Annotated in this window: 30 protein-coding genes; 25 read left to right on the top strand and 5 right to left on the bottom strand. The window is 34.5% G+C overall.

Going from position 1 to position 20,945, the window contains the following annotated elements; genetic code table 11:
- The 24 genes from rplP to RM538_RS12580 all read left to right on the top strand — a co-directional run bounded on the left by rplP (window position 1) and on the right by RM538_RS12580 (window position 13,908).
- A complete protein-coding gene (gene rplP, locus RM538_RS12695; RefSeq protein ID WP_311333817.1) occupies window positions 1–420 on the top strand; it encodes a 50S ribosomal protein L16 in 420 nt (139 codons plus the stop codon).
- A 10-nt stretch (window positions 421–430) separates the two neighbouring features.
- Window positions 431–619 carry a 50S ribosomal protein L29 gene (rpmC, locus tag RM538_RS12690; RefSeq protein ID WP_311333816.1) on the top strand — a complete coding sequence of 63 codons (189 nt, stop codon included), beginning with the start codon at window positions 431–433 and terminating at the stop codon, window positions 617–619.
- A gap of 20 nt (window positions 620–639) precedes the next feature.
- Window positions 640–900 carry a 30S ribosomal protein S17 gene (gene rpsQ, locus RM538_RS12685; protein ID WP_311333815.1) on the top strand — a complete coding sequence of 87 codons (261 nt, stop codon included), beginning with the start codon at window positions 640–642 and terminating at the stop codon, window positions 898–900.
- Between the two features lie 2 nt (window positions 901–902).
- Entirely contained in the window at window positions 903–1,271 is a 369-nt protein-coding gene (gene rplN / locus RM538_RS12680) for a 50S ribosomal protein L14 (protein ID WP_114492593.1), read from the top strand.
- Window positions 1,272–1,287: 16 nt separating this feature from the next.
- A complete protein-coding gene (gene rplX, locus RM538_RS12675) occupies window positions 1,288–1,602 on the top strand; it encodes a 50S ribosomal protein L24 (RefSeq protein WP_311333814.1) in 315 nt (104 codons plus the stop codon).
- A gap of 2 nt (window positions 1,603–1,604) precedes the next feature.
- Window positions 1,605–2,156: a 50S ribosomal protein L5 gene (rplE, locus tag RM538_RS12670; RefSeq protein ID WP_311333813.1), complete on the top strand. Its 552-nt coding sequence runs from the start codon at window positions 1,605–1,607 to the stop codon at window positions 2,154–2,156.
- Between the two features lie 3 nt (window positions 2,157–2,159).
- The gene (rpsN, locus tag RM538_RS12665; protein WP_311333812.1) at window positions 2,160–2,429 is read left to right on the top strand and encodes a 30S ribosomal protein S14; all 270 of its coding nucleotides are present in this window, start codon (window positions 2,160–2,162) and stop codon (window positions 2,427–2,429) included.
- Window positions 2,430–2,489: 60 nt separating this feature from the next.
- Entirely contained in the window at window positions 2,490–2,891 is a 402-nt protein-coding gene (gene rpsH / locus RM538_RS12660) for a 30S ribosomal protein S8 (RefSeq protein WP_311333811.1), read from the top strand.
- A gap of 15 nt (window positions 2,892–2,906) precedes the next feature.
- Window positions 2,907–3,449, top strand: coding sequence for a 50S ribosomal protein L6 (rplF, locus tag RM538_RS12655; RefSeq protein WP_311333810.1), 543 nt, complete (start codon window positions 2,907–2,909; stop codon window positions 3,447–3,449).
- Window positions 3,450–3,460: 11 nt separating this feature from the next.
- Entirely contained in the window at window positions 3,461–3,817 is a 357-nt protein-coding gene (gene rplR, locus RM538_RS12650; protein ID WP_311333809.1) for a 50S ribosomal protein L18, read from the top strand.
- Window positions 3,818–3,822: 5 nt separating this feature from the next.
- Window positions 3,823–4,347, top strand: coding sequence for a 30S ribosomal protein S5 (rpsE, locus tag RM538_RS12645; protein ID WP_311333808.1), 525 nt, complete (start codon window positions 3,823–3,825; stop codon window positions 4,345–4,347).
- 13 nt (window positions 4,348–4,360) lie between these two features.
- A complete protein-coding gene (gene rpmD, locus RM538_RS12640) occupies window positions 4,361–4,540 on the top strand; it encodes a 50S ribosomal protein L30 (protein ID WP_311333807.1) in 180 nt (59 codons plus the stop codon).
- 10 nt (window positions 4,541–4,550) lie between these two features.
- Complete coding sequence (rplO, locus tag RM538_RS12635) at window positions 4,551–5,003, top strand: 50S ribosomal protein L15 (RefSeq protein WP_311333806.1); 453 nt, start codon at window positions 4,551–4,553, stop codon at window positions 5,001–5,003.
- Between the two features lie 12 nt (window positions 5,004–5,015).
- Complete coding sequence (gene secY, locus RM538_RS12630) at window positions 5,016–6,341, top strand: preprotein translocase subunit SecY (protein ID WP_311333805.1); 1,326 nt, start codon at window positions 5,016–5,018, stop codon at window positions 6,339–6,341.
- A gap of 2 nt (window positions 6,342–6,343) precedes the next feature.
- Window positions 6,344–6,559, top strand: coding sequence for a translation initiation factor IF-1 (infA, locus tag RM538_RS12625; RefSeq protein WP_068589225.1), 216 nt, complete (start codon window positions 6,344–6,346; stop codon window positions 6,557–6,559).
- A gap of 6 nt (window positions 6,560–6,565) precedes the next feature.
- A complete protein-coding gene (gene ykgO, locus RM538_RS12620) occupies window positions 6,566–6,682 on the top strand; it encodes a type B 50S ribosomal protein L36 (protein ID WP_013305171.1) in 117 nt (38 codons plus the stop codon).
- Window positions 6,683–6,684: 2 nt separating this feature from the next.
- Complete coding sequence (gene rpsM, locus RM538_RS12615) at window positions 6,685–7,059, top strand: 30S ribosomal protein S13 (protein ID WP_311333804.1); 375 nt, start codon at window positions 6,685–6,687, stop codon at window positions 7,057–7,059.
- 11 nt (window positions 7,060–7,070) lie between these two features.
- Entirely contained in the window at window positions 7,071–7,469 is a 399-nt protein-coding gene (gene rpsK, locus RM538_RS12610) for a 30S ribosomal protein S11 (RefSeq protein ID WP_311333803.1), read from the top strand.
- Window positions 7,470–7,554: 85 nt separating this feature from the next.
- The gene (gene rpsD, locus RM538_RS12605) at window positions 7,555–8,160 is read left to right on the top strand and encodes a 30S ribosomal protein S4 (protein WP_311333802.1); all 606 of its coding nucleotides are present in this window, start codon (window positions 7,555–7,557) and stop codon (window positions 8,158–8,160) included.
- A 97-nt stretch (window positions 8,161–8,257) separates the two neighbouring features.
- The gene (locus tag RM538_RS12600; protein ID WP_311333801.1) at window positions 8,258–9,250 is read left to right on the top strand and encodes a DNA-directed RNA polymerase subunit alpha; all 993 of its coding nucleotides are present in this window, start codon (window positions 8,258–8,260) and stop codon (window positions 9,248–9,250) included.
- Between the two features lie 64 nt (window positions 9,251–9,314).
- Window positions 9,315–9,794: a 50S ribosomal protein L17 gene (gene rplQ, locus RM538_RS12595; RefSeq protein ID WP_311333800.1), complete on the top strand. Its 480-nt coding sequence runs from the start codon at window positions 9,315–9,317 to the stop codon at window positions 9,792–9,794.
- A gap of 157 nt (window positions 9,795–9,951) precedes the next feature.
- Entirely contained in the window at window positions 9,952–11,076 is a 1,125-nt protein-coding gene (carA, locus tag RM538_RS12590) for a glutamine-hydrolyzing carbamoyl-phosphate synthase small subunit (RefSeq protein WP_311333799.1), read from the top strand.
- Between the two features lie 123 nt (window positions 11,077–11,199).
- On the top strand, window positions 11,200–12,489 hold the full coding sequence (gene eno / locus RM538_RS12585) for a phosphopyruvate hydratase (RefSeq protein ID WP_311333798.1): 1,290 nt from the start codon (window positions 11,200–11,202) through the stop codon (window positions 12,487–12,489).
- Window positions 12,490–12,621: 132 nt separating this feature from the next.
- Window positions 12,622–13,908: a citrate synthase gene (locus RM538_RS12580; protein WP_311333797.1), complete on the top strand. Its 1,287-nt coding sequence runs from the start codon at window positions 12,622–12,624 to the stop codon at window positions 13,906–13,908.
- A 53-nt stretch (window positions 13,909–13,961) separates the two neighbouring features.
- Here the strand turns inward: RM538_RS12580 and accD are convergent, their stop codons facing one another.
- The 3 genes from accD to tamL form a co-directional block, all read right to left on the bottom strand.
- A complete protein-coding gene (gene accD, locus RM538_RS12575) occupies window positions 13,962–14,831 on the bottom strand; it encodes an acetyl-CoA carboxylase, carboxyltransferase subunit beta (protein WP_311333796.1) in 870 nt (289 codons plus the stop codon).
- Window positions 14,832–14,859: 28 nt separating this feature from the next.
- Complete coding sequence (gene fbaA, locus RM538_RS12570) at window positions 14,860–15,927, bottom strand: class II fructose-bisphosphate aldolase (protein WP_311333795.1); 1,068 nt, start codon at window positions 15,925–15,927, stop codon at window positions 14,860–14,862.
- A gap of 88 nt (window positions 15,928–16,015) precedes the next feature.
- The gene (gene tamL, locus RM538_RS12565) at window positions 16,016–18,601 is read right to left on the bottom strand and encodes a translocation and assembly module lipoprotein TamL (protein WP_311333794.1); all 2,586 of its coding nucleotides are present in this window, start codon (window positions 18,599–18,601) and stop codon (window positions 16,016–16,018) included.
- A gap of 35 nt (window positions 18,602–18,636) precedes the next feature.
- Here tamL and RM538_RS12560 point away from each other — a divergent pair, with 35 nt between their 5' ends.
- On the top strand, window positions 18,637–19,362 hold the full coding sequence (locus RM538_RS12560) for a TrmH family RNA methyltransferase (protein WP_311333793.1): 726 nt from the start codon (window positions 18,637–18,639) through the stop codon (window positions 19,360–19,362).
- On the opposite strand, the gene porT is transcribed toward RM538_RS12560, so the two are convergent.
- Window positions 19,349–20,056 carry a type IX secretion/gliding motility protein PorT/SprT gene (porT, locus tag RM538_RS12555; RefSeq protein ID WP_311333792.1) on the bottom strand — a complete coding sequence of 236 codons (708 nt, stop codon included), beginning with the start codon at window positions 20,054–20,056 and terminating at the stop codon, window positions 19,349–19,351. The two genes, RM538_RS12560 and porT, sit on opposite strands and share 14 nt — an antisense overlap.
- Before the next feature lie 3 nt (window positions 20,057–20,059).
- A complete protein-coding gene (gene ubiE / locus RM538_RS12550) occupies window positions 20,060–20,791 on the bottom strand; it encodes a bifunctional demethylmenaquinone methyltransferase/2-methoxy-6-polyprenyl-1,4-benzoquinol methylase UbiE (protein WP_311333791.1) in 732 nt (243 codons plus the stop codon).
- Between the last annotated feature and the right edge of the window lie 154 nt (window positions 20,792–20,945).

The following is a 20,945-nucleotide window of genomic DNA, read 5'->3' as shown; positions in this document are numbered from 1 at the left end:
ATGTTACAACCTAAAAGAACAAAGTTCCGTAAACAACAAAAAGGCCGTATGAAAGGTAATGCTGGTCGTGGTAATCAATTATCATACGGAACCTTTGGTATAAAGTCTTTAGATTCAAATTTCTTAACGGCTCGTCAAATAGAAGCTGCACGTATTGCTGCAACTCGTTACATGAAAAGAGAAGGTTCTATCTGGATTATGATATTTCCAGATAAACCAATTACAAAGAAACCTCTTGAAGTACGTATGGGTAAAGGTAAAGGTGCTGTAGAATATTGGGCAGCTGTTGTTAAACCTGGTAGAGTCTTGTTTGAAGTTTCTGGTGTGTCTTTGGATACTGCAAAAGAGGCATTGCGTCTTGCAGCTCAAAAACTCCCAGTAAAAACAAAGTTTATAATTTCTAGAGACTATCAAGCTTAAAATTTTAAAGATGAAACAATCTGAAATAAACGAAGCATCAACAGTAGAATTGCAAGAAAAACTTGCAGAATCTAAACAAGCATATTCTGATCTTAAAATGGCGCATACTATTTCGCCTTTAGAAAATCCAATTCAGCTTAGGTCTCATAGAAGAACTATTGCTAGAATAGCGACAGAACTAACAAAAAGAGAAGAATAATAACGGTACGAAGCTGAAAGATGGAAATAAAAAGAAACTTAAGAAAAGAACGTATAGGTGTAGTAACCAGCAACAAAATGCAAAAGTCTATTGTTGTAAGTGAGGTTAAAAAAGTAAAGCACCCTATGTATGGTAAATTCGTATTAAAAACGAAGAAATACGTAGCACACGACGAGAAAAACGACTGCAACGAAGGTGATACTGTAAAGATCATGGAAACAAGACCTATGAGTAAAACTAAGTGTTGGAGATTAGTAGAAATAATTGAAAGAGCGAAGTAATTATGGTACAACAAGAATCAAGACTTAGAGTAGCAGACAACACAGGTGCCAAAGAGGTGCTAACAATTAGAGTGTTGGGAGGTACAAAGAAACGATATGCTTCTATTGGAGATAAAATTGTAGTAACTGTAAAAGAAGCTACTCCTAATGGAAATATTAAAAAAGGAGCCGTTTCTACAGCAGTTGTAGTACGTACCGTAAAAGAAGTAAGACGTCCAGACGGATCATATATTCGTTTTGATGATAATGCATGTGTATTATTGAACCCGCAAGGTGAAATGAGAGGTACACGTGTTTTTGGACCTGTTGCGAGAGAACTTCGTGATAAACAATTCATGAAAATTGTATCATTAGCACCAGAGGTGCTTTAATACACAACTTAGTAAGATGGCAAAGCTTAAAATTAAAACAGGAGACACAGTAGTAGTTACTGCTGGAGAGCACAAAGGCTCTGAAGGTAAAGTGATGAGAGTGTTTTTTGAAAAAAACAAAGCAATCGTAGAAGGAGTAAATACTGTAAAGAAACATGAGAAGCCTAGTGCGGCAAACCCTCAAGGTGGAATTACAGAAAAAGAAGCTCCAATTCATATTTCTAACCTATCGTTAATTGATCCAAAATCTGGAGAAGCTACACGAGTAGGATATAGAATGGAAGATGGTAAAAAAGTACGATTTTCTAAAAAATCGAATCAAGTATTATAGTTATGGGATATATACCAAGACTTAAGGAAGAATATAAGAGCAGAGTAATTAAAGCTCTTACAGATGAATTTGGTTACAAAAATGTAATGCAGGTTCCTAAACTAGAACGTATCGTTGTATCAAGAGGAGTTGGTGCTGCCGTTGCAGATAAAAAATTAATTGACAATTCTGTAGAAGAGTTAACTAATATTACTGGACAAAGAGCAGTAGCTACTATTTCTAAAAAAGACGTTGCAACGTTCAAGCTTAGAAAAGGAATGCCAATTGGAGCAAAAGTAACTTTAAGAGGTGAGCGTATGTATGAGTTTTTAGATAGACTTGTAACATCTGCTTTACCAAGAGTTAGAGACTTTAATGGTATCAATGCTACAGGATTTGATGGTAGAGGTAACTACTCTTTAGGAGTTACTGAACAAATAATCTTTCCAGAAATCGATATCGATAAGGTAAAAAAGATTGAAGGAATGAACATCACTTTTGTAACTACTGCGGAAACAGATAAGGAAGCTAAATCATTATTAACAGAAATGGGATTACCCTTTAAAAAGAATTAAGAGATGGCTAAAGAATCAATGAAAGCCCGTGAGGTTAAAAGAGCAAAAACAGTAGCAAAATATGCTGAAAAGCGTAAAGCTTTAAAAGAAGCTGGAGACTGGGAAGGTCTTCAAAAGCTACCAAAAAATGCTTCTCCTGTTCGTATGCACAATCGTTGCAAACTTACTGGAAGACCAAAGGGGTATATGAGAACATTTGGAATTTCTCGTGTTACATTCAGAGAGATGGCAAATCAAGGGCTTATCCCAGGTGTTAAAAAAGCAAGCTGGTAAAATTACAAATTGGTTGTAGGTTCATAATAGTATGAAAACCACTTCCGCAAATTAATATAAATGACAACAGATCCAATCGCAGATTATCTAACAAGAGTTAGAAATGCAGTTAAAGCAGGGCACCGAGTAGTGGATATCCCAGCTTCTAACTTAAAAAAGGAGATTACAAAAATTCTTTTTGACCAAGGATTTATTTTAAGCTACAAATTTGAAGATGAGAAAGGACCTCAGGGAACAATCAAGATTGCTTTAAAGTATGATAAGCTTACAAAAGATCCAGTAATAAAAAGAATGCAAAGAATTAGTAAACCAGGTTTACGTAAGTATGCAGGTTCTTCAGAAATGCCTCGTATTTTGAATGGTTTGGGTATTGCAATTGTTTCAACTTCAGCAGGAGTGATGACAGGTAAGCAAGCACAATCTCAAAATGTAGGTGGAGAAGTATTATGTTACGTTTACTAAAAAAAGAGACAAGAAATGTCAAGAATAGGTAAAAACCCGGTAGCAATTCCAGCAGGAGTTACAATAGATGTAAAAGATAATGTAATTACTGTTAAAGGAAAATTAGGCGAATTAACGCAAGAATACTCAGATGTGAGTATTAAAGTAGAAGAGAACGAAGTAACTGTTGAACGTTCTTCAGAATATAAAGATCACAGAGCAAAGCATGGTTTATACAGAGCTCTAATTTTTAATATGATTGAAGGTGTTACTAACGGATGGTCTAAAGAATTAGAATTAGTAGGAGTAGGATATCGTGCTTCAAATCAAGGACAAAAACTTGATTTAGCAATTGGATTCTCTCACAACATAGTTCTTGACATAGCTCCAGAAGTTAAAGTAGAAACAGTTAGCGAAAAAGGAAAGAATCCTATAGTAAAATTAACATCTCACGACAAACAATTGGTTGGACAAGTAGCTGCAAAGATACGTGCCTTCCGTAAGCCAGAACCTTACAAAGGGAAAGGGATTAGATTTGTAGGAGAACAAATAAGAAGAAAAGCAGGTAAATCTGCATAAGATATAAAGTTATGGCATTATCTAAAGAAGATAGAAGACAGCGTTTACGTTTTAGAATACGTAAAACAGTCTCAGGTACTGAGCAAAGACCGCGTTTAGCTGTTTTTAGGAGTAACAAAGAGATTTACGCACAACTTATTGACGATGTAAATGGAAAAACAATTACCGCTGCATCTTCAAGAGACAAAGACATTGATGTTTCAAAAGTAAACAAAAGTGAAGCAGCAAAGTTAGTAGGGAAAGCAATCGCAGAAAAAGCGCAAAAGGCAGGTGTAGAAACTGTTTCTTTTGACAGAGGCGGTTACCTATATCACGGAAGAGTAAAATCATTAGCTGAAGGAGCTCGCGAAGGCGGCCTTAAATTCTAAGTAGTATGTATCAAGATTATAAGAACGTAGAATTAGTAAAACCAAGTGGTCTAGATTTAAAAGACCGTTTAGTAGGTGTACAACGTGTTACCAAAGTAACAAAAGGGGGTAGAGCCTTCGGATTTTCAGCAATAGTTGTTGTTGGTGATGAAAACGGTGTTGTAGGTCAAGGACTAGGAAAGTCTAAAGATGTAGCAAGTGCAATTGCAAAAGCTATTGAAGACGCAAAGAAAAACCTAGTTCGTATCCCACTTAATAAAGCAACATTACCTCACGAGCAAAAAGGTAAATATGGAGGAGCAAGAGTTAATTTGCTTCCTGCAGCACCTGGTACAGGTGTAATTGCTGGAGGTGCTGTGCGTGCGGTATTAGAGGCAGTAGGAGTACATGACGTACTTTCTAAATCTCAAGGATCATCAAACCCACATAATGTTGTAAAAGCTACTTTTGATGCATTACTTCAGTTAAGAAGTGCACAAACTGTGGCAAAGCAAAGAGGTATTTCTTTAGAGAAATTATATAAAGGATAAAATACAGAAGAAGATGGCAAAGATCAAAGTAACAAAGGTAAAGAGTGCTATTAACCGCACTAAAAACCAAAAAAGAACGCTAGAAGCGTTAGGTCTCAAGAAGATAGGTCAAACTGTCGAGCATGAAGACACGCCAAACATTCTTGGTATGGTAACAAAAGTTAAACACTTGGTTTCTGTAGAAACCGTATAAGAGATATAAGATGGATTTAAGTAATTTAAAACCAGCAGAAGGCTCGGTAAAAAGACAAGGTAAACGTGTAGGTCGTGGTCAAGGATCTGGAAAAGGTGGTACTGCAACACGTGGACATAAAGGAGCTAAGTCACGTTCTGGATATTCTAAGAAACTAGGATTTGAAGGTGGACAAATGCCATTACAACGTCGTGTACCTAAGTTTGGGTTTACCAATATTAACCGTAAGGAGTACCAAGGGGTTAACATTGATACGTTACAACAATTAGTTGACGACAAGAAAATTAAAGATGCTGTAGATTTTGAAACTTTAGTAAGTTTAGGTCTAGCTGGTAAAAACGAAATGGTAAAGATTTTAGGAAGAGGAGAATTATCTGCTAAATTAAAAGTAACAGCTCACAAATTTACTGCTACAGCTCAAAAAGCTATTGAAGCTGCAGGTGGTGAAGTAGTAACTTTGTAATAAGAAGCAAGCATGAAATTTATTGATACCTTAAAAAACGTTTATAAAATTGAAGAGCTTCGTAATAGAATCATTGTTACGTTAGGTCTGTTATTAGTGTACCGTTTTGGTGCGCAAGTACCATTACCTAGTATTGATGCTTCTTTGTTAGGAGAGTTCGCAGGTAAATTTGATGATGGAGGTATTGGAGGAATATTAAATGCTTTTACAGGTGGTGCATTTGCAAATGCATCTGTTTTTGCATTGGGTATCATGCCGTATATCTCTGCTTCTATTGTTGTGCAATTAATGCAAATTGCTGTACCATATTTACAGAAGTTACAAAAAGAAGGAGAAAGTGGTAGAAAGAAAATTAACCAGATTACACGTTGGTTAACTATTGGGATCTGTTTGGTTCAAGCACCTAGTTATTTAATAGGGCTTGAGGCACTAGGGGTCCCTGCAGAGGCGTTTATTTTAGGTAAAACTCCTTTATTCTTTATATCATCTACAATTATACTTGTAACAGGTTGTGTATTTGCAATGTGGTTAGGAGAAAAAATTACAGATAAAGGTATTGGAAATGGTATCTCAATATTAATTATGGTTGGTATCATTGCTACATTACCTGCTTCTTTCGCTCAGGAAGTTGCTTCAAACTCTGTAATGTTAGTATTAATAGAATTGGTTATCTGGTTTGTAATCATATTACTTTCTGTATTACTCGTCATGGCAGTTAGAAAAATACCCGTCCAATATGCACGTAGAACAGCAAGTGGAGAATATGAGAAAAACATTTTTGGCGCAAGGCAGTTTATACCTTTAAAGTTAAATGCTTCTGGTGTTATGCCAATTATCTTTGCTCAGGCTATCATGTTTGTGCCTTCTGCAGTTGCAGGGCTTAGTGATAGTAACTTTGCAAAGACATTACAAGCAAACTTTAGTGATATTTTTGGTCTGTGGTATAATGTAGTTTTCGCATTATTAATTATAGTATTTACGTACTTCTATACTGCGATTACAGTACCAACAAATAAAATGGCAGATGATTTAAAACGAAGCGGTGGATTTATACCAGGTATTAAGCCAGGAACTGACACAGCAGAATTTTTAGATAGAGTAATGTCGCAAATAACGTTGCCAGGATCTATATTCTTAGCAGCAATAGCAATTTTCCCAGCTGTTGTATATCAATTAATGGGAATCCAACAAGGTTGGGCATTGTTCTTTGGAGGTACTTCACTACTTATTATGGTAGGAGTAGCTATTGATACAATGCAACAAATTAATTCGTACTTACTAAATCGTCATTATGATGGTTTAATGAAGTCTGGTAAAAATAGAAAAGCAGTAGCATAATTATGGCAAAACAACCCGCAATAGAACAAGATGGATCAATAGTAGAAGCATTGTCTAACGCAATGTTTAGAGTTGAACTAGAAAACGGTCACATTGTGACTGCACATATCTCGGGTAAAATGCGTATGCACTACATTAAACTATTACCAGGAGATAAAGTAAAATTAGAAATGAGTCCTTACGATTTAACGAAGGCTCGTATAACATACAGATACTAAACTAAAATGAAAGTTAGAGCATCAGTAAAAAAGAGAAGTGCCGACTGCAAAATCGTTCGCAGAAAAGGCAGATTATATGTAATTAACAAAAAGAACCCTAGGTTCAAACAAAGACAAGGATAATTATGGCAAGAATCGCAGGTGTAGATATCCCAAAACAAAAAAGGGGTGTAATCGCGTTAACATATATCTTCGGAATTGGTAAAAGCCGTGCGCAAGATATATTAAAAGAGGCCGGAGTAGATGAAGGCAAAAAAGTAAACGAATGGAACGATGAAGAAATCGGAAAAATTCGTGATGCTGTTGGGTCTTTCAAAATTGAAGGTGAATTACGTAGCGAAGTTCAATTAAGCATTAAGCGTTTAATGGACATTGGTTGTTACAGAGGTATTCGTCACAGAGCTGGTCTTCCATTAAGAGGACAACGCACTAAGAATAACTCGAGAACAAGAAAAGGAAAACGTAAAACAGTTGCTAACAAGAAAAAAGCAACTAAATAATACCTAGAGATATGGCAAAGGCAAATCCAAAAGCTAAAAGCACAAAAAAACGTAAAGTTACTATTGAGTCTGTAGGTGAAGCACATATAACAGCTTCATTTAACAATATCATTATTTCTTTAACTAACAAGAATGGTGATGTTATCTCATGGTCTTCAGCAGGAAAAATGGGCTTTAGAGGTTCTAAAAAGAATACTCCTTATGCAGCTCAATTAGCAGCAGAAGATTGCGCAGCAATTGCTCATGAAGCAGGCTTACGTAAAGTAAAAGTATACGTTAAGGGACCTGGTAATGGTAGAGAATCTGCTATTAGATCCATCCACAATGCAGGAATTGAAGTTAGCGAAATTATCGATGTAACTCCAATGCCACATAATGGATGTCGTCCTCCAAAGCGTAGAAGAGTATAATTATAATAAATATCAATCTGAAGGATATTGGAGTTAGAGGATAGATAAGACCTTAATTTAATTTCACCTTCAAAATCACTTAAAAATGGCAAGATATACTGGTCCAAAAACTAAAATAGCTCGTAAGTTTGGCGAAGCTATCTTCGGGGAAGATAAGTCCTTCGAAAAAAGAAATTACCCTCCAGGGCAACACGGTAACAACCGTCGTCGTGGAAAGAAATCTGAATATGCTATTCAATTAGCTGAAAAGCAAAAAGCAAAATACACTTATGGTATTTTAGAAAAGCAATTCAGAAACATGTTTAAAAGAGCAACTGCTGCCCCTGGAATTACAGGTCAGGTATTGCTTCAACTATGTGAGTCACGTTTAGACAATGTAGTGTACCGTATGGGAATTGCTCCTAGCCGTCCAGCTGCAAGACAATTAGTGTCTCACCGTCACATTACAGTTAATGGAGAGAAAGTAAATATTCCTTCTTACCAATTAAAACCTGGTGATGTAGTTGCTGTTAGAGAAAAGTCTAAATCTCTAGAAGCTATTGAAAGCTCATTAGCAAACGCAAATCACGTTTACGAGTGGATTACATGGAATGGAGAGAAAAAAGAAGGAACGTATGTTTCAATCCCTCAACGTCTTCAAATTCCAGAGAACATAAACGAGCAGTTTATCGTCGAATTATATTCAAAATAAAAAATTAATCATATTGGTATTTAGCCAAAGGGTTTATAGTGTTCTTCAAGCTAATAAACCGCGCAACTAAGTAACAATTAAAACGAAGAAAAAAATTATGGCAGTATTTAGTTTTCAGAAGCCTGATAAAGTTATCATGATTAATTCAACAGATTTTGAAGGGAAATTTGAATTTCGCCCTTTAGAACCTGGATATGGATTAACAGTAGGTAACGCATTAAGACGAGTTTTACTTTCTTCTCTAGAAGGATTTGCAATTACTTCGGTACGTATCGAAGGAGTTGATCACGAATTCTCAACCATTGCAGGAGTAGTAGAGGATGTTACTGAAATTATTTTGAATTTGAAACAAGTACGTTTCAAAAGACAAATAGATGAAATAGATAATGAAACCGTTACTATCTCAGTAAATGGAGGTGAACAACTTGTTGCTGGAGATTTTCAAAAATTTATCTCTGGTTTCCAAGTGTTAAACCCAGATTTAGTCATCTGTAATATGGATGCTAAAGTAAATCTTAACTTTGAGATTACTATAGAAAAAGGTAGAGGATATGTTCCTGCTGAAGAGAACAAGAAAGCAAATGCACCTCTTGGAACTATTTTTACAGATTCTATCTACACGCCAATTAAAAATGTTAAGTATAGCATTGAAAATTATCGTGTAGAGCAAAAAACAGATTACGAAAAATTAGTTTTCGAAATCATTACTGATGGTTCTATTCACCCTAAAGACGCACTAACAGAAGCTGCAAAGACGTTAATTCACCACTTTATGCTATTTAGTGATGAGCGTATTACGCTAGAAGCTGATGAGATTGCACAAACCGAAACCTATGATGAAGAGTCACTTCACATGCGCCAGTTACTTAAAACAAAATTAGTAGATATGGACTTAAGTGTTCGTGCTCTTAATTGTTTAAAAGCTGCAGAAGTTGATACTTTAGGAGACTTAGTTTCTTTTAACAAGAATGATTTAATGAAGTTTAGAAACTTTGGTAAAAAGTCTTTAACAGAGCTAGAAGAGCTTGTAAGTGTTAAGGGACTTAATTTTGGGATGGACCTTTCAAAATATAAATTAGATAAAGATTAATTAATCATATTTTGCTCCCACTTTAAAATATGTGGTTTGGTAGCAAGATGATAATAATAAAGTCATGAGACACGGAAAAAAAGTAAATCATTTAGGAAGAAAAACAGCTCATAGAAGAGCTATGTTAGCAAATATGGCTTGTTCCCTAATTGAACACAAAAGAATAAACACAACTGTTGCAAAAGCAAAAGCGTTAAAGCGTTTTGTAGAGCCAATGATTACTAAGTCTAAAGAAGATACAACACACAATCGTCGTATCGTAATGTCTAGACTACGTCAAAAAGATGCAGTTACAGAATTATTTAGAGATGTAGCAGTAAAAGTTGGAGACAGACCAGGCGGATATACAAGAATTATTAAGCTTGGAAATAGACTAGGAGATAATGCAGATATGGCAATGATAGAACTAGTTGATTACAACGAGTTATACAATGCTGGTAAAGCTAAGAAAACTAAATCTACACGTAGAAGTAGAAGAGGTGGATCTAGCAAAGCTAAAGCTGCTCCTGCTGCTGAAACTAAAGCAACTAAAGAAGAAGAATAAATGAAATATCATTTATAAATAATAAAAAGGACAAACAGCAATGTTTGTCCTTTTTTTATGGTTATGTTTTAAATGAACAATTATTGTTTACAATTTTTAAATACACAATTTTAATAGCAATCACTTTTAAAGTATTTTTGTTAAACTTTTTAAACGTATGAAGTACACTACAAGAAAACCAGCACTTATTTTATTAGCAGACGGCACTATTTTTCATGGTAAGGCAGTAGGAGGTAAAGAAGGGTCTGCATTTGGAGAAGTTTGTTTTAATACAGGTATGACGGGCTATCAAGAAATTTTTACTGATCCCTCATATTATGGTCAATTAATGGTTACTACTAATGCACATATTGGTAACTACGGAACGCAAGAAGATGAAGTAGAATCAAATTCAGTTAAAATTGCTGGGTTAATTTGTAGAAATTTTAGCTACAATATGTCTAGACCAGCTGCAAATGAGACATTAGAAAAATTTTTAGAACAAAACAATCTGTTAGCTATTAGTGATGTAGATACTAGAGCACTAGTAAGCTACATTAGAGATAATGGTGCAATGAACGCTGTTATTTCTACAGATGTTGATAATATTGAAGGATTAAAAAAACAATTAGCTGATGTCCCTAATATGAATGGACTAGAGTTGGCAAGTAAAGTTTCTACTAAAGAACCATATTTCTTCGGAAATGAAAATGCAACCTATAAAGTATCTGCTCTAGATATTGGTATCAAGAAAAACATTTTAAGAAACCTTGCTGAAAGAGATTGCTACATAAAAGTATTTCCATACAATGCCCCTTTTGAAGACTTACAAAGTTTTGAACCAGATGGTTACTTCCTATCCAATGGTCCTGGAGATCCAGAACCATTAAAAGAGGCAATTGAAACTACAAAACAAATTTTAGCTACAAATGCTCCACTTTTTGGAATATGCTTAGGTCATCAAGTGCTAGCATTAGCCAATGGAATTTCAACCTATAAAATGCACCATGGACATAGAGGAATTAACCACCCTATCTTAAATTTAGTTACTGGAAAAGGTGAAATTACTTCTCAGAATCATGGGTTTGCAATTAATAGAGAAGAAACCGAGAGTCATTCAGAAATAGAAATTACCCATACACATCTTAACGATAATACAGTTGCGGGTATAAAAATGAAAAACAAACCTGTGTTTTCTGTACAATATCATCCAGAAGCAAGTCCAGGCCCTCATGACGCAACATATTTATTTGATGATTTTATAAAAAACATTAAAGAAAGCAGTTTAAAGAAAGTCCATTAATGGACTTTTTTTAATCGTACATAACGAAAACGATATAGTGTTAAAACCACCATCATTATTGAGGGTGCCTATAAAATTATAATCGTAACTTTTGTATATTCACACTTCAAATTTAAATAACCCATGAGTATTATTATAGACATACACGCAAGACAAATTTTTGATTCAAGAGGAAACCCAACTATAGAAGTAGATGTAGTTACTGAAAATAGCTTTATGGGTAGAGCAGCAGTTCCTTCTGGAGCTTCTACAGGAGAACATGAAGCAGTAGAGCTTAGAGATGGTGGAGATGCTTATATGGGGAAAGGTGTTTTTAAAGCCGTTGAGAATGTAAATGGAAAAATTGCTGGGACTTTACTAGGTGTTTCAGTTTTTGAGCAGGCTCAGATAGATAAAATTATGTGTGATTTAGATGGCAGCTCTAATAAATCAAACCTTGGGGCTAATGCTATTCTAGGTGTTTCACTAGCAGTAGCAAAAGCAGCAGCAGCGGAGTTAGGGCTACCATTGTATAGATACGTAGGGGGTGTAAGTGCAAAAACACTTCCTGTGCCAATGATGAATATTATTAATGGTGGCTCACATAGTGATGCACCTATTGCTTTTCAAGAATTTATGGTAATGCCTGTAAAAGCAAAAAGCTTCACTCATGCAATGCAAATGGGTTCTGAAATTTTTCATAACCTGAAAAAAGTTCTTCACGATAGAGATTTAAGTACTGCTGTTGGTGATGAGGGAGGTTTTGCTCCCACACTTGAAGGAACTGAAGATGCTCTTGATACTATAAAGCTTGCAGTAGAAAAAGCTGGATATAGTTTTGGAGATGAAATTATGATTGCTTTAGATTGTGCTGCGGCAGAGTTTTATGAAAACTCATCTTACGACTACACTATTTTTGAGGGTGAAAGTGGGAAGATTAGAACATCAAAAGAACAAGCAGAATATCTTGCAGAGCTTACAAAAAATTATCCAATAATTTCTATTGAAGATGGTATGGATGAAAATGATTGGGAAGGATGGAAGTACTTAACAGAATTAGTTGGTGATAAAGTTCAGTTAGTGGGAGACGATTTATTTGTTACTAACGTTGAGAGATTATCTAAAGGCATTTCAGAAAGCATTGCAAATTCAATTCTAATTAAAGTAAACCAAATAGGAACTCTAACTGAAACTATTGCAGCTGTTAATATGGCTCATAATGCTGGATATACATCTGTTATGTCGCATAGAAGTGGAGAGACTGAAGATAATACTATTGCTGACCTTGCTGTTGCATTAAACTGCGGGCAAATTAAAACTGGATCTGCATCAAGAAGTGATAGAATGGCAAAGTATAATCAATTATTAAGAATTGAAGAACAACTTGCTGAGATTGGTTACTATCCAGGGGTACATGCTTTTAAAGTTAAATAAACTAGAATAGACTATTTGTATATAATTTTTTAATGAAACTTTAACCTAACGAACGTTAGCAACTGTTAAAAAATCGTCTGTTATTTTGTATCTTTACATTCCTTGAAAAGATATTAAAATTTCAAAACAACTATGTCGAAAATTGCTACACTAGAAATAGAAGGAAAAAGCTACGAATTTCCAATTATAGAAGGAACAGAAAACGAATTAGCCATTGATATAAAGACGCTTCGTGGAGTTACAGGAGGTGTCACTACTATTGATCCTGGATACAAAAATACAGGGTCTTGTGAAAGTGCTATTACTTTTCTTGATGGTGAAAAAGGGATTTTGCGGTACCGAGGGTATGCAATAGAAGACCTTGCAGACAAAGCAGATTTTCTTGAAGTTGCTTATTTATTAATTTTTGGTGAGTTACCTACCAAAGAACAATTAGAGAAATTTCATGATGATATAAATGCACAATCTCATGTAGATGAAGATGTGAAAAAGATTTTGGATGGTTTTCCTAAGTCTGCTCATCCAATGGGAGTTCTATCTTCTTTAACTTCAGCATTAATTGCATTTAATCCTTCTTCAGTAAATGTAGATAGTGATGAAGAAATGTACAATGCTATCGTGCGTATTATGGGTAAATTTCCAGTACTTACTGCTTGGGCATATAGAAAAAGAGCAGGTTTACCATTGGACTACGGAGATGATTCATTAGGTTATGTAGATAACTTTTTAAAGATGATGTTTAAGAAACCTAATGGTGAGTATACATCTAACAAGATTCTCGTAAATGCTTTAGATAAGTTATTAATCTTACATGCAGACCATGAACAAAACTGTTCTACTTCTACGGTGCGTATTGTAGGTTCTTCTCATGCAGGATTATTTGCCTCTTTATCAGCAGGAATTAATGCTTTATGGGGTCCATTACATGGAGGTGCTAATCAAGCAGTACTTGAAATGCTTGAAGCAATTAAAGAAGATGGTGGCGACACTAAAAAATACATGGCAAAAGCCAAAGACAAAAGTGATCCATTTAGATTAATGGGATTTGGACATCGTGTATATAAAAACTTTGATCCTCGAGCAAAGATTATTAAAGTAGCAGCAGATGATGTTTTAAATGATTTAGGTGTTGAAGACCCTATTCTAGATATTGCAAAAGGACTAGAAAGAGAGGCACTTGAAGATTCATACTTTGTAGATAGAAAGTTATACCCTAACGTGGACTTTTACTCTGGTATTATTTATCGTGCTATGGGTATTCCTGTAGAAATGTTTACTGCTATGTTTGCGCTTGGTAGATTGCCAGGTTGGATTGCACAATGGAAGGAGATGCGTCAACGTAAAGAACCAATAGGAAGACCAAGACAAGTTTATATTGGAGAAAACCTAAGAGATTTTAAAGACATAACTAAGAGGTAATTTTGCCACACACTATAAAAAATAAGAGCCGCTTTTAAAGCGGCTCTTATTTTTTATGCTGTTTTTTTCTCTCGTAAAGGTCTATTAAGAACCAAATCTAAATAGAGGTTTACATTACGTTTAAGATCTTTTCTATGTGATATAAAATCTAAGAAGCCATGGTCTAATACAAACTCTGCAGTTTGAAAACCTTCTGGTAATTCTTTACCCGTTGTGTCACGTACAACACGAGGTCCTGCAAAACCAATTAAGGCTCCTGGTTCACTTATATTAATGTCACCTAGCATTGCAAAAGAGGCAGTCGTACCTCCTGTAGTTGGATCTGTACACAACGAAATGTAAGGAATGCCGGCTTCAGCAAGTTGTGCCAATTTTGAGCTTGTTTTTGCAAGTTGCATTAATGATAGTGCAGCTTCCATCATACGGGCACCACCACTCTTACTAATCATTAAAAAAGGAATATTATTTTTTAAAGCGTGATCTGCAGCTCTTGCAATTTTTTCTCCAACGACACTTCCCATAGATCCACCAATAAAACTAAAATCCATACAAGCGACAACTAAGTCTGCCCCCATAGATTTTCCTACTGCTGTTCTAACAGCATCTTTAAGTCCTGTTTTTTCTTGAGCAGCTTTTAGCCTATCGGTATATTTTTTACTATCCTCAAACTTTAAGGGGTCTTTTGAAGTTAGATTTTTGTCAAGCTCTTTAAACTTATTATCATCAAATAAGATTTCAAAATACTCTTTACTCCCTATTCTTACATGATAGCCATCTTCTGGACTTACATAAAAGTTATTTTCAAGTTCTTCACTTCCTACAATTTTTCCCGTAGGAGATTTATACCAAAGTCCTTTTGGGACATCTTTTTTCTCTTCGGTTGGGGTTTGTATACCCTTTTTTGTTCTTTTAAACCAAGCCATACTATATTAGTTGAGGTTATTTATAGTTTTATAAGGTATTAATATTATTTAAGTCTTCAAAAGCTTGTTTTAATCTCGCTTTAAAAGTTAATTCTCCTTCACGAAGCCATTTTCTTGGGTCGTAATATTTTTTATTAGGGATATCGCTTCCATCAGGGTTTCCAATTTGAGTTCTAAGGTATTCTATGTTTTTTTCCATATAATCACGGACGCCTTCGTTATAAGCAAATTGAAGATCTGTATCAATATTCATTTTAACAACACCGTAACCAATAGCTTCTCTAATTTCTTCTACTGAAGAACCACTTCCACCATGAAACACAAAGTCGATGGGATTATGTTTTGTATTAAACTTTTTCTGAACATATTCTTGCGAATTTTTAAGAATAACGGGTGTTAATTTTACATTTCCAGGTTTGTAAACTCCATGTACATTTCCAAAGGCGGCAGCTATAGTAAATTGGTCGCTTACTTTTTTTAACTCTTCATATGCATAACTTACCTCTTCTGGTTGAGTGTATAATTTTGAAGAATCTACATCTGTATTATCTACTCCATCTTCCTCACCTCCAGTAATTCCTAATTCTATTTCTAGGGTCATCCCCATTTTGCTCATACGTTCAAGGTAGCGCTTTGAAATTTCTATGTTTTCTTCAATTGGTTCTTCACTTAAATCTATCATATGAGAGCTATAAAGAGGGGTCCCAAATTGCTTGTAATGTTTCTCTCCAGCATCAAGTAACCCATCAATCCAAGGAAGTAGTTTTTTTGCACAATGATCTGTATGAAGTATTACTGTAGCTCCATACGCTTTTGCCATTTCATGAACATGTAAGGCACCAGCAACACCACCGGCAATAGCTGCTTTTTGTGAATCGTTAGACAACCCTTTTCCAGCATTAAAATGCGCTCCACCATTAGAAAATTGAATGATAACTGGAGCATTTGACTCTGCAGCAGTTTCTAATACTCCATTTACACTACTAGAACCAACAACATTAACAGCAGGCATTGCAAAGCCTTTTTCTTTTGCTAGTTGATGTATTTTTTGAACTTGCTCTCCTGTGGCAACTCCAGGTTGTATTGTGTGACTCATAGTTTGTTTTTATTAAGATTACAAAAATAATAAATTTAATCTCAGGGCGATAGCGAAAAAAGTTTTTCTCTAAGGTAAATACGCGAATTTAGAAAGGATAGTTAATACCTATATTATACACAGCATTGCTAAAATTGTAGTCTTTAAACCACCTAGCACCTTCTTTTCTTGCAGGATCGTAAGTTTTAAATCCAACATCAAAACGGAGTACAAAAAAACCAAAATCATACCTAAGTCCTAGACCAGAAGCTATAGCGAGTTCGCTAATATCACTTATACTTGTAAAAGAAGAGGCTTCATCTTCTACATTGTCCAATACATTCCATATGTTTCCAGAATCAATAAAAAAAGCACCTTTAAAAGCACCAAGAATAGTATATCTGTACTCTGCGTTTAAAGCAATTTTTAAATTAGCTTCATTAAACTCATCGATACTTCCGCTACTACCTGGTCCTAGGTCATAAGCGCGCCATCCTCTATTATCATTTGCGCCACCAGCAAAATAACTTTTAATAAATGGAATACTATTACTATTGCCAAATGGGACAGCAATACCTCCAAAAGCTCTAATTGCAAAAATTGCATCATTACCCACTTCCCAATGTTTAATAAACTCTGTTTCGCCTTTTACGTATTGCGAATACTCTACTCCTAAGGCTTCAAAGTTACCATCATCATTTCTTTCAAATCCTGCTACATTAGATATGGCCGAAAGCAAGTTTCCAGCTGTTTCAAGTCTCCATCTCAATCTCGAAAAATTATTATCAAAAATATTGGCTCGCGTATCTCTAGTCCAAGTAAATGCGCTGGAAAAAATCAAGTTATTTTCAGTAAGCCTTTCTCTTCGCTCATTTATTACATTTATAGTTTCAATATTCTCCTGTAAGTTGGTAAAATTACTAATGTTTGTTATAAAATTATTAGCGCCATCGGGAATTGTTAGTACAATTTCATTGTCTGCATTAAGGCTATAATCGTTTGGATCTAAAGCTCCAGGGTTTTGATTTTCGATAGTGTTTGCAATATCATTGAGTTGGTTAAAAGAGTTTTTGTAAACATCAAAATAATTTTCGGCATTAAGATTTCTTACAAACTGAAGGTTTACTAAATCAAATTGATAGGTTTTAAATTTACTAGGCTTCCAGCTGTAATTAAAAATAGTATTAAAATTTTGCCTGTCTAATCCAATATTATTTTGAGCATTAATACCTGCACTAATGCTAGTGTTAGGAGACATATATTTAGGAATAATTTTGTCTGTATTAAACGGAAACAAAAACCTAGGGATAGTTAACTTTACATTAGCTCCAACATCAGAAATATTAAAAAATGAACTTTCATTATCCCCAGCATCTTTTGAAGACCCTATACTTCCCCCGCCCGAAACCTCAAAAATTTCGGCACCTCTGAATACATTTCTAATTTGAAACCTTGAATTAAAACCTATACCAAACTGTTGGATAGGGGAAGGAATAGGAATAACGTCAAAATCAACTCCTGCCGAATATTTTTTCTTTGGACTTAAAAGCACCGTTGCAATTAATCCAGTTCCTGTTGAATCCTGCGGGTCGTTTTGATAACTTATATTGGGGTATTTAAATATTCTAAGATCATTAATTTGATTATACGTTAGTGTTCTGTCTATATCCTTAAAAATAGTATTTGGTGTAATAGAAAGAGCGTCTGTAATAGCTTTGGGTCTGTATTTTAACTCATCATAGCTAAATAGCTGATACCCATTATATACTGCAGAGTCTCCCCATTTTCTATTTCGATTGTTAAAACTATAATCTGTAACAATCCTAACTTGGTTTATTTTATGGACTCTAAAGGGCTCTGTGAAAGTGGTGTCGCCAATAGTTATTTTTCTGTCCGGAATAAGATATTTAATATTTGCTTTGTGACCAGTATTAACAGTATCTGCTTCAAATCTTATATAGCTTTGGTCAAAATAGTATAAACCTGAATTTCTAAATTGAATATTTAACCTTGCGACTTCATTCTCAAAATCTGTGGCAGCATATTGTTTTCCTTTTTTAATAAACGTATTATTTTTTGTGTCTTCAAAAATAGAATCTACTGCTGGAGAAGTAATCTCTTTGGAAATGGAATCTATAAAGTAAGGTTTGTATCTAGTAATGTCATACTTTACAGATGCTCGCTTCTTCTTATTAGAGTCTGGTATAACTTCATAATCGCCTTTTGTGTTAAACCAACCGCGTTTTGAATACCATGCTTTAATACGTTCTAAAGATTTATTTGTTTTTTCTTCTGAAACAATAACTGGTGCATCACCAGATTTTTCTAGCCATTTGTTAAAGCCAATGTAACTATTACCAATTTCATCAACTTGTTTTTTTGAAATAAAACTTTCAAGTCTTTCTTTTCGTTTAGGCTTTTTGTTTAACCATTTAATATAAGTAGAATCTGGCTGTGGATCTGCCATATTGTATATATGTAAACCAAAGGGAATCCCTAAAACTGGAATTTTAGGGTTAGGTCTTTGATACAACTGGCTATATACACCAGCATCTTTAATTTCCTCTCCGTCTACTGTAATCTCATTCTCAGTAAGTAAAAATTTATCATCTGGAACTCTCTTAACAGCATTACAAGAGGATATATATATCGCTAGGATAAATAATAATGATATTTTTGTGAGGATTTTAATCAAAGAGTGCCAATTTGCATTTCAAAAATAGGATAAATTTGATAAGTAAAAGTCAAATAAAGTTAATAACGAGTTTACAGCAAAAAAAGTACCGAGAAAAAGAAGGTTTGTTTTTTGCTGAAGGACCTAAAATTATAAAAGACCTAGTAGCTTCTGGTGCGAAGCTACATACTTTATTTGCTACCGATAATTTTTTAGATACTGAAAATTATGTATCCATTTCAGATTCAGACTTAAGAAAGATTAGTGCCTTGAAGACTCCACATATTGGAGTTGCTTTATTTTTTATTCCTAAACCACAAAAAATTAAATTTGAAGGTTTAATTGTTGTATTAGATTCGGTAAGAGATCCTGGAAATTTGGGTACAATTATTAGACTTTGCGATTGGTTTGGAGTAACACATTTGCTTTGCTCAAAGGATACGGTGGACAGATACAACACAAAAGTAGTCCAAGCATCAATGGGTTCTATTGCTAGGGTGTCAATTTCTTATCTTGATCTGCCTGAAACTCTTAAAACAACAGATTTGTCACAATACGCTGCTGTAATGGATGGAGCTTCTGTTTATGAAACAAAATTACCTACAGACGCTATTCTAGTTATGGGTAATGAAGCAAATGGGATTTCAGATACGCTACAAGCAATGATTTCTAATAAAATTTCGATACCACAATTTGGTATAAATAAAGAAACTGAAAGCTTAAATGTGGCTACAGCAACGGCAGTATTGCTTAGTGAGTTTATGCGAACTACTGGAACGTAAAATTGATAAAAACACCTCTGGATTTTAAACTAGAAATGTTCCCTGTCCAAGGACTGTTAGGATCATCGTCTGCAACAAGCTCATCACTCATTGCAAATACACCTCTTATAGATGGCGTAAACTTAAAGTAGTATAAGTATATATCTATACCAAATCCAACTTCATAATAAGTGGTATTTGTTGTCGTTCTAAACTGGCCTTCGAAATTGTCCTCTGGGTTATCTTCATTACTAGATAAGTTAAAAGAGGCAGAAACCCCACCAACTAAGAAAGGTTTTATGTTGTTTAATCTTTTTGTTGAAACTTTAAGTAAAAGCGGGACATGAATGTAGGTAGATTTTATTTCTCTTAAAAAATCTTTTTCTTCAGTAAAATTTGGGAAATATAAATCTCTTTTCGTGTAATATAAACCTGGCTCTAAACGAAGATTAAGGTGTTTGTTAATGCGCATATCACCAATTAAACCAACGTTAAAACCTGCTTCTTCGGTAATTAAGACATCTGTGTTGAGGTCAGTATTTTGATTTTTGTATTCTATTTTAAAATCATAGCTATTAAAACCTAAAAAATATCCCCACGTTAAAAAACGATTATCAAAAGTTTCTAAATTTGCTAGCCTTTCTTTGCTAAAAAGCTGTGCTGTAGCAGCTTGTGCAAAAACTAATAAACATAAAACAAAAAATAGCTTTCTCATAAATTACTTAGTAGCTTTATATATTGTTGCTACCCCAAATGTTTGCGGTTTATTTTCCACTTCTTTAAACCCAATTTTTCTTAAAATATTGTTGAGTGTTGAACCATATGGAAAAACCGAGGCGCTTTCACTAAGATACTTGTAAGCCACTTTGTCTTTTGAAAAAAGCTTTCCGATAATTGGAAGTATTCCTTTAGAGTAGATTGTGTACCCTTGCTTGAAAGGTATTTTAGTAGGTACTGAAGTTTCAAGTATTACAAATATCCCCTTTGGCTTTAATACTCTTAATATTTCTGAAAGCCCTTTTTCAAGTGTTTCAAAATTCCTAATACCAAATGATACAGTAATAGCATCAAAGCTATTATCTTCAAAAGGCAGATTTTCACTATCTCCTTTTACAAAATCAATTCGGTTTCTAAAATTAGTTTTTGCTATTTTTTTATGCGCAATGTTTAACATCCCTTCACTAAGGTCTAAACCTATAATTTTTTCTGCTTGAGTAGCTTCAGCAAATTGTATTGCTAGATCACCTGTTCCTGTTGCTATATCTAAAATGCTAGTAGGATTAGTGCCTGAAACTAGTTTAATTACCTTTTTCCTCCACTTTACATCAATCCCTAACGAGATAACTCTATTTAGGCCATCATAATTTCCAGAAATGGTATCAAACATCTGCTCAACTTGCTGTTTTTTGTTGAGCGAGGAGTCTTTATAAGGGGTAACTTTCTTTTCCATATATGCGGTTGCAAAGCTACATAATTTTAAGAGGATGCACCACTAGCTATCTATAAAATAGCTACCTTTGCATTCTCATTACAATTGAATTATGAACTGCCCCAAAATAATTAAATTAATAGAGATTAATATAGTGGGCATTGCATTTTCATAT

Origin of the sequence: Patiriisocius hiemis (genome assembly GCF_031846325.1) — a bacterium.
Lineage (GTDB): Bacteria > Bacteroidota > Bacteroidia > Flavobacteriales > Flavobacteriaceae > Patiriisocius_A > Patiriisocius_A hiemis.
This window is presented reverse-complemented; position numbering and strand designations above follow the sequence as displayed.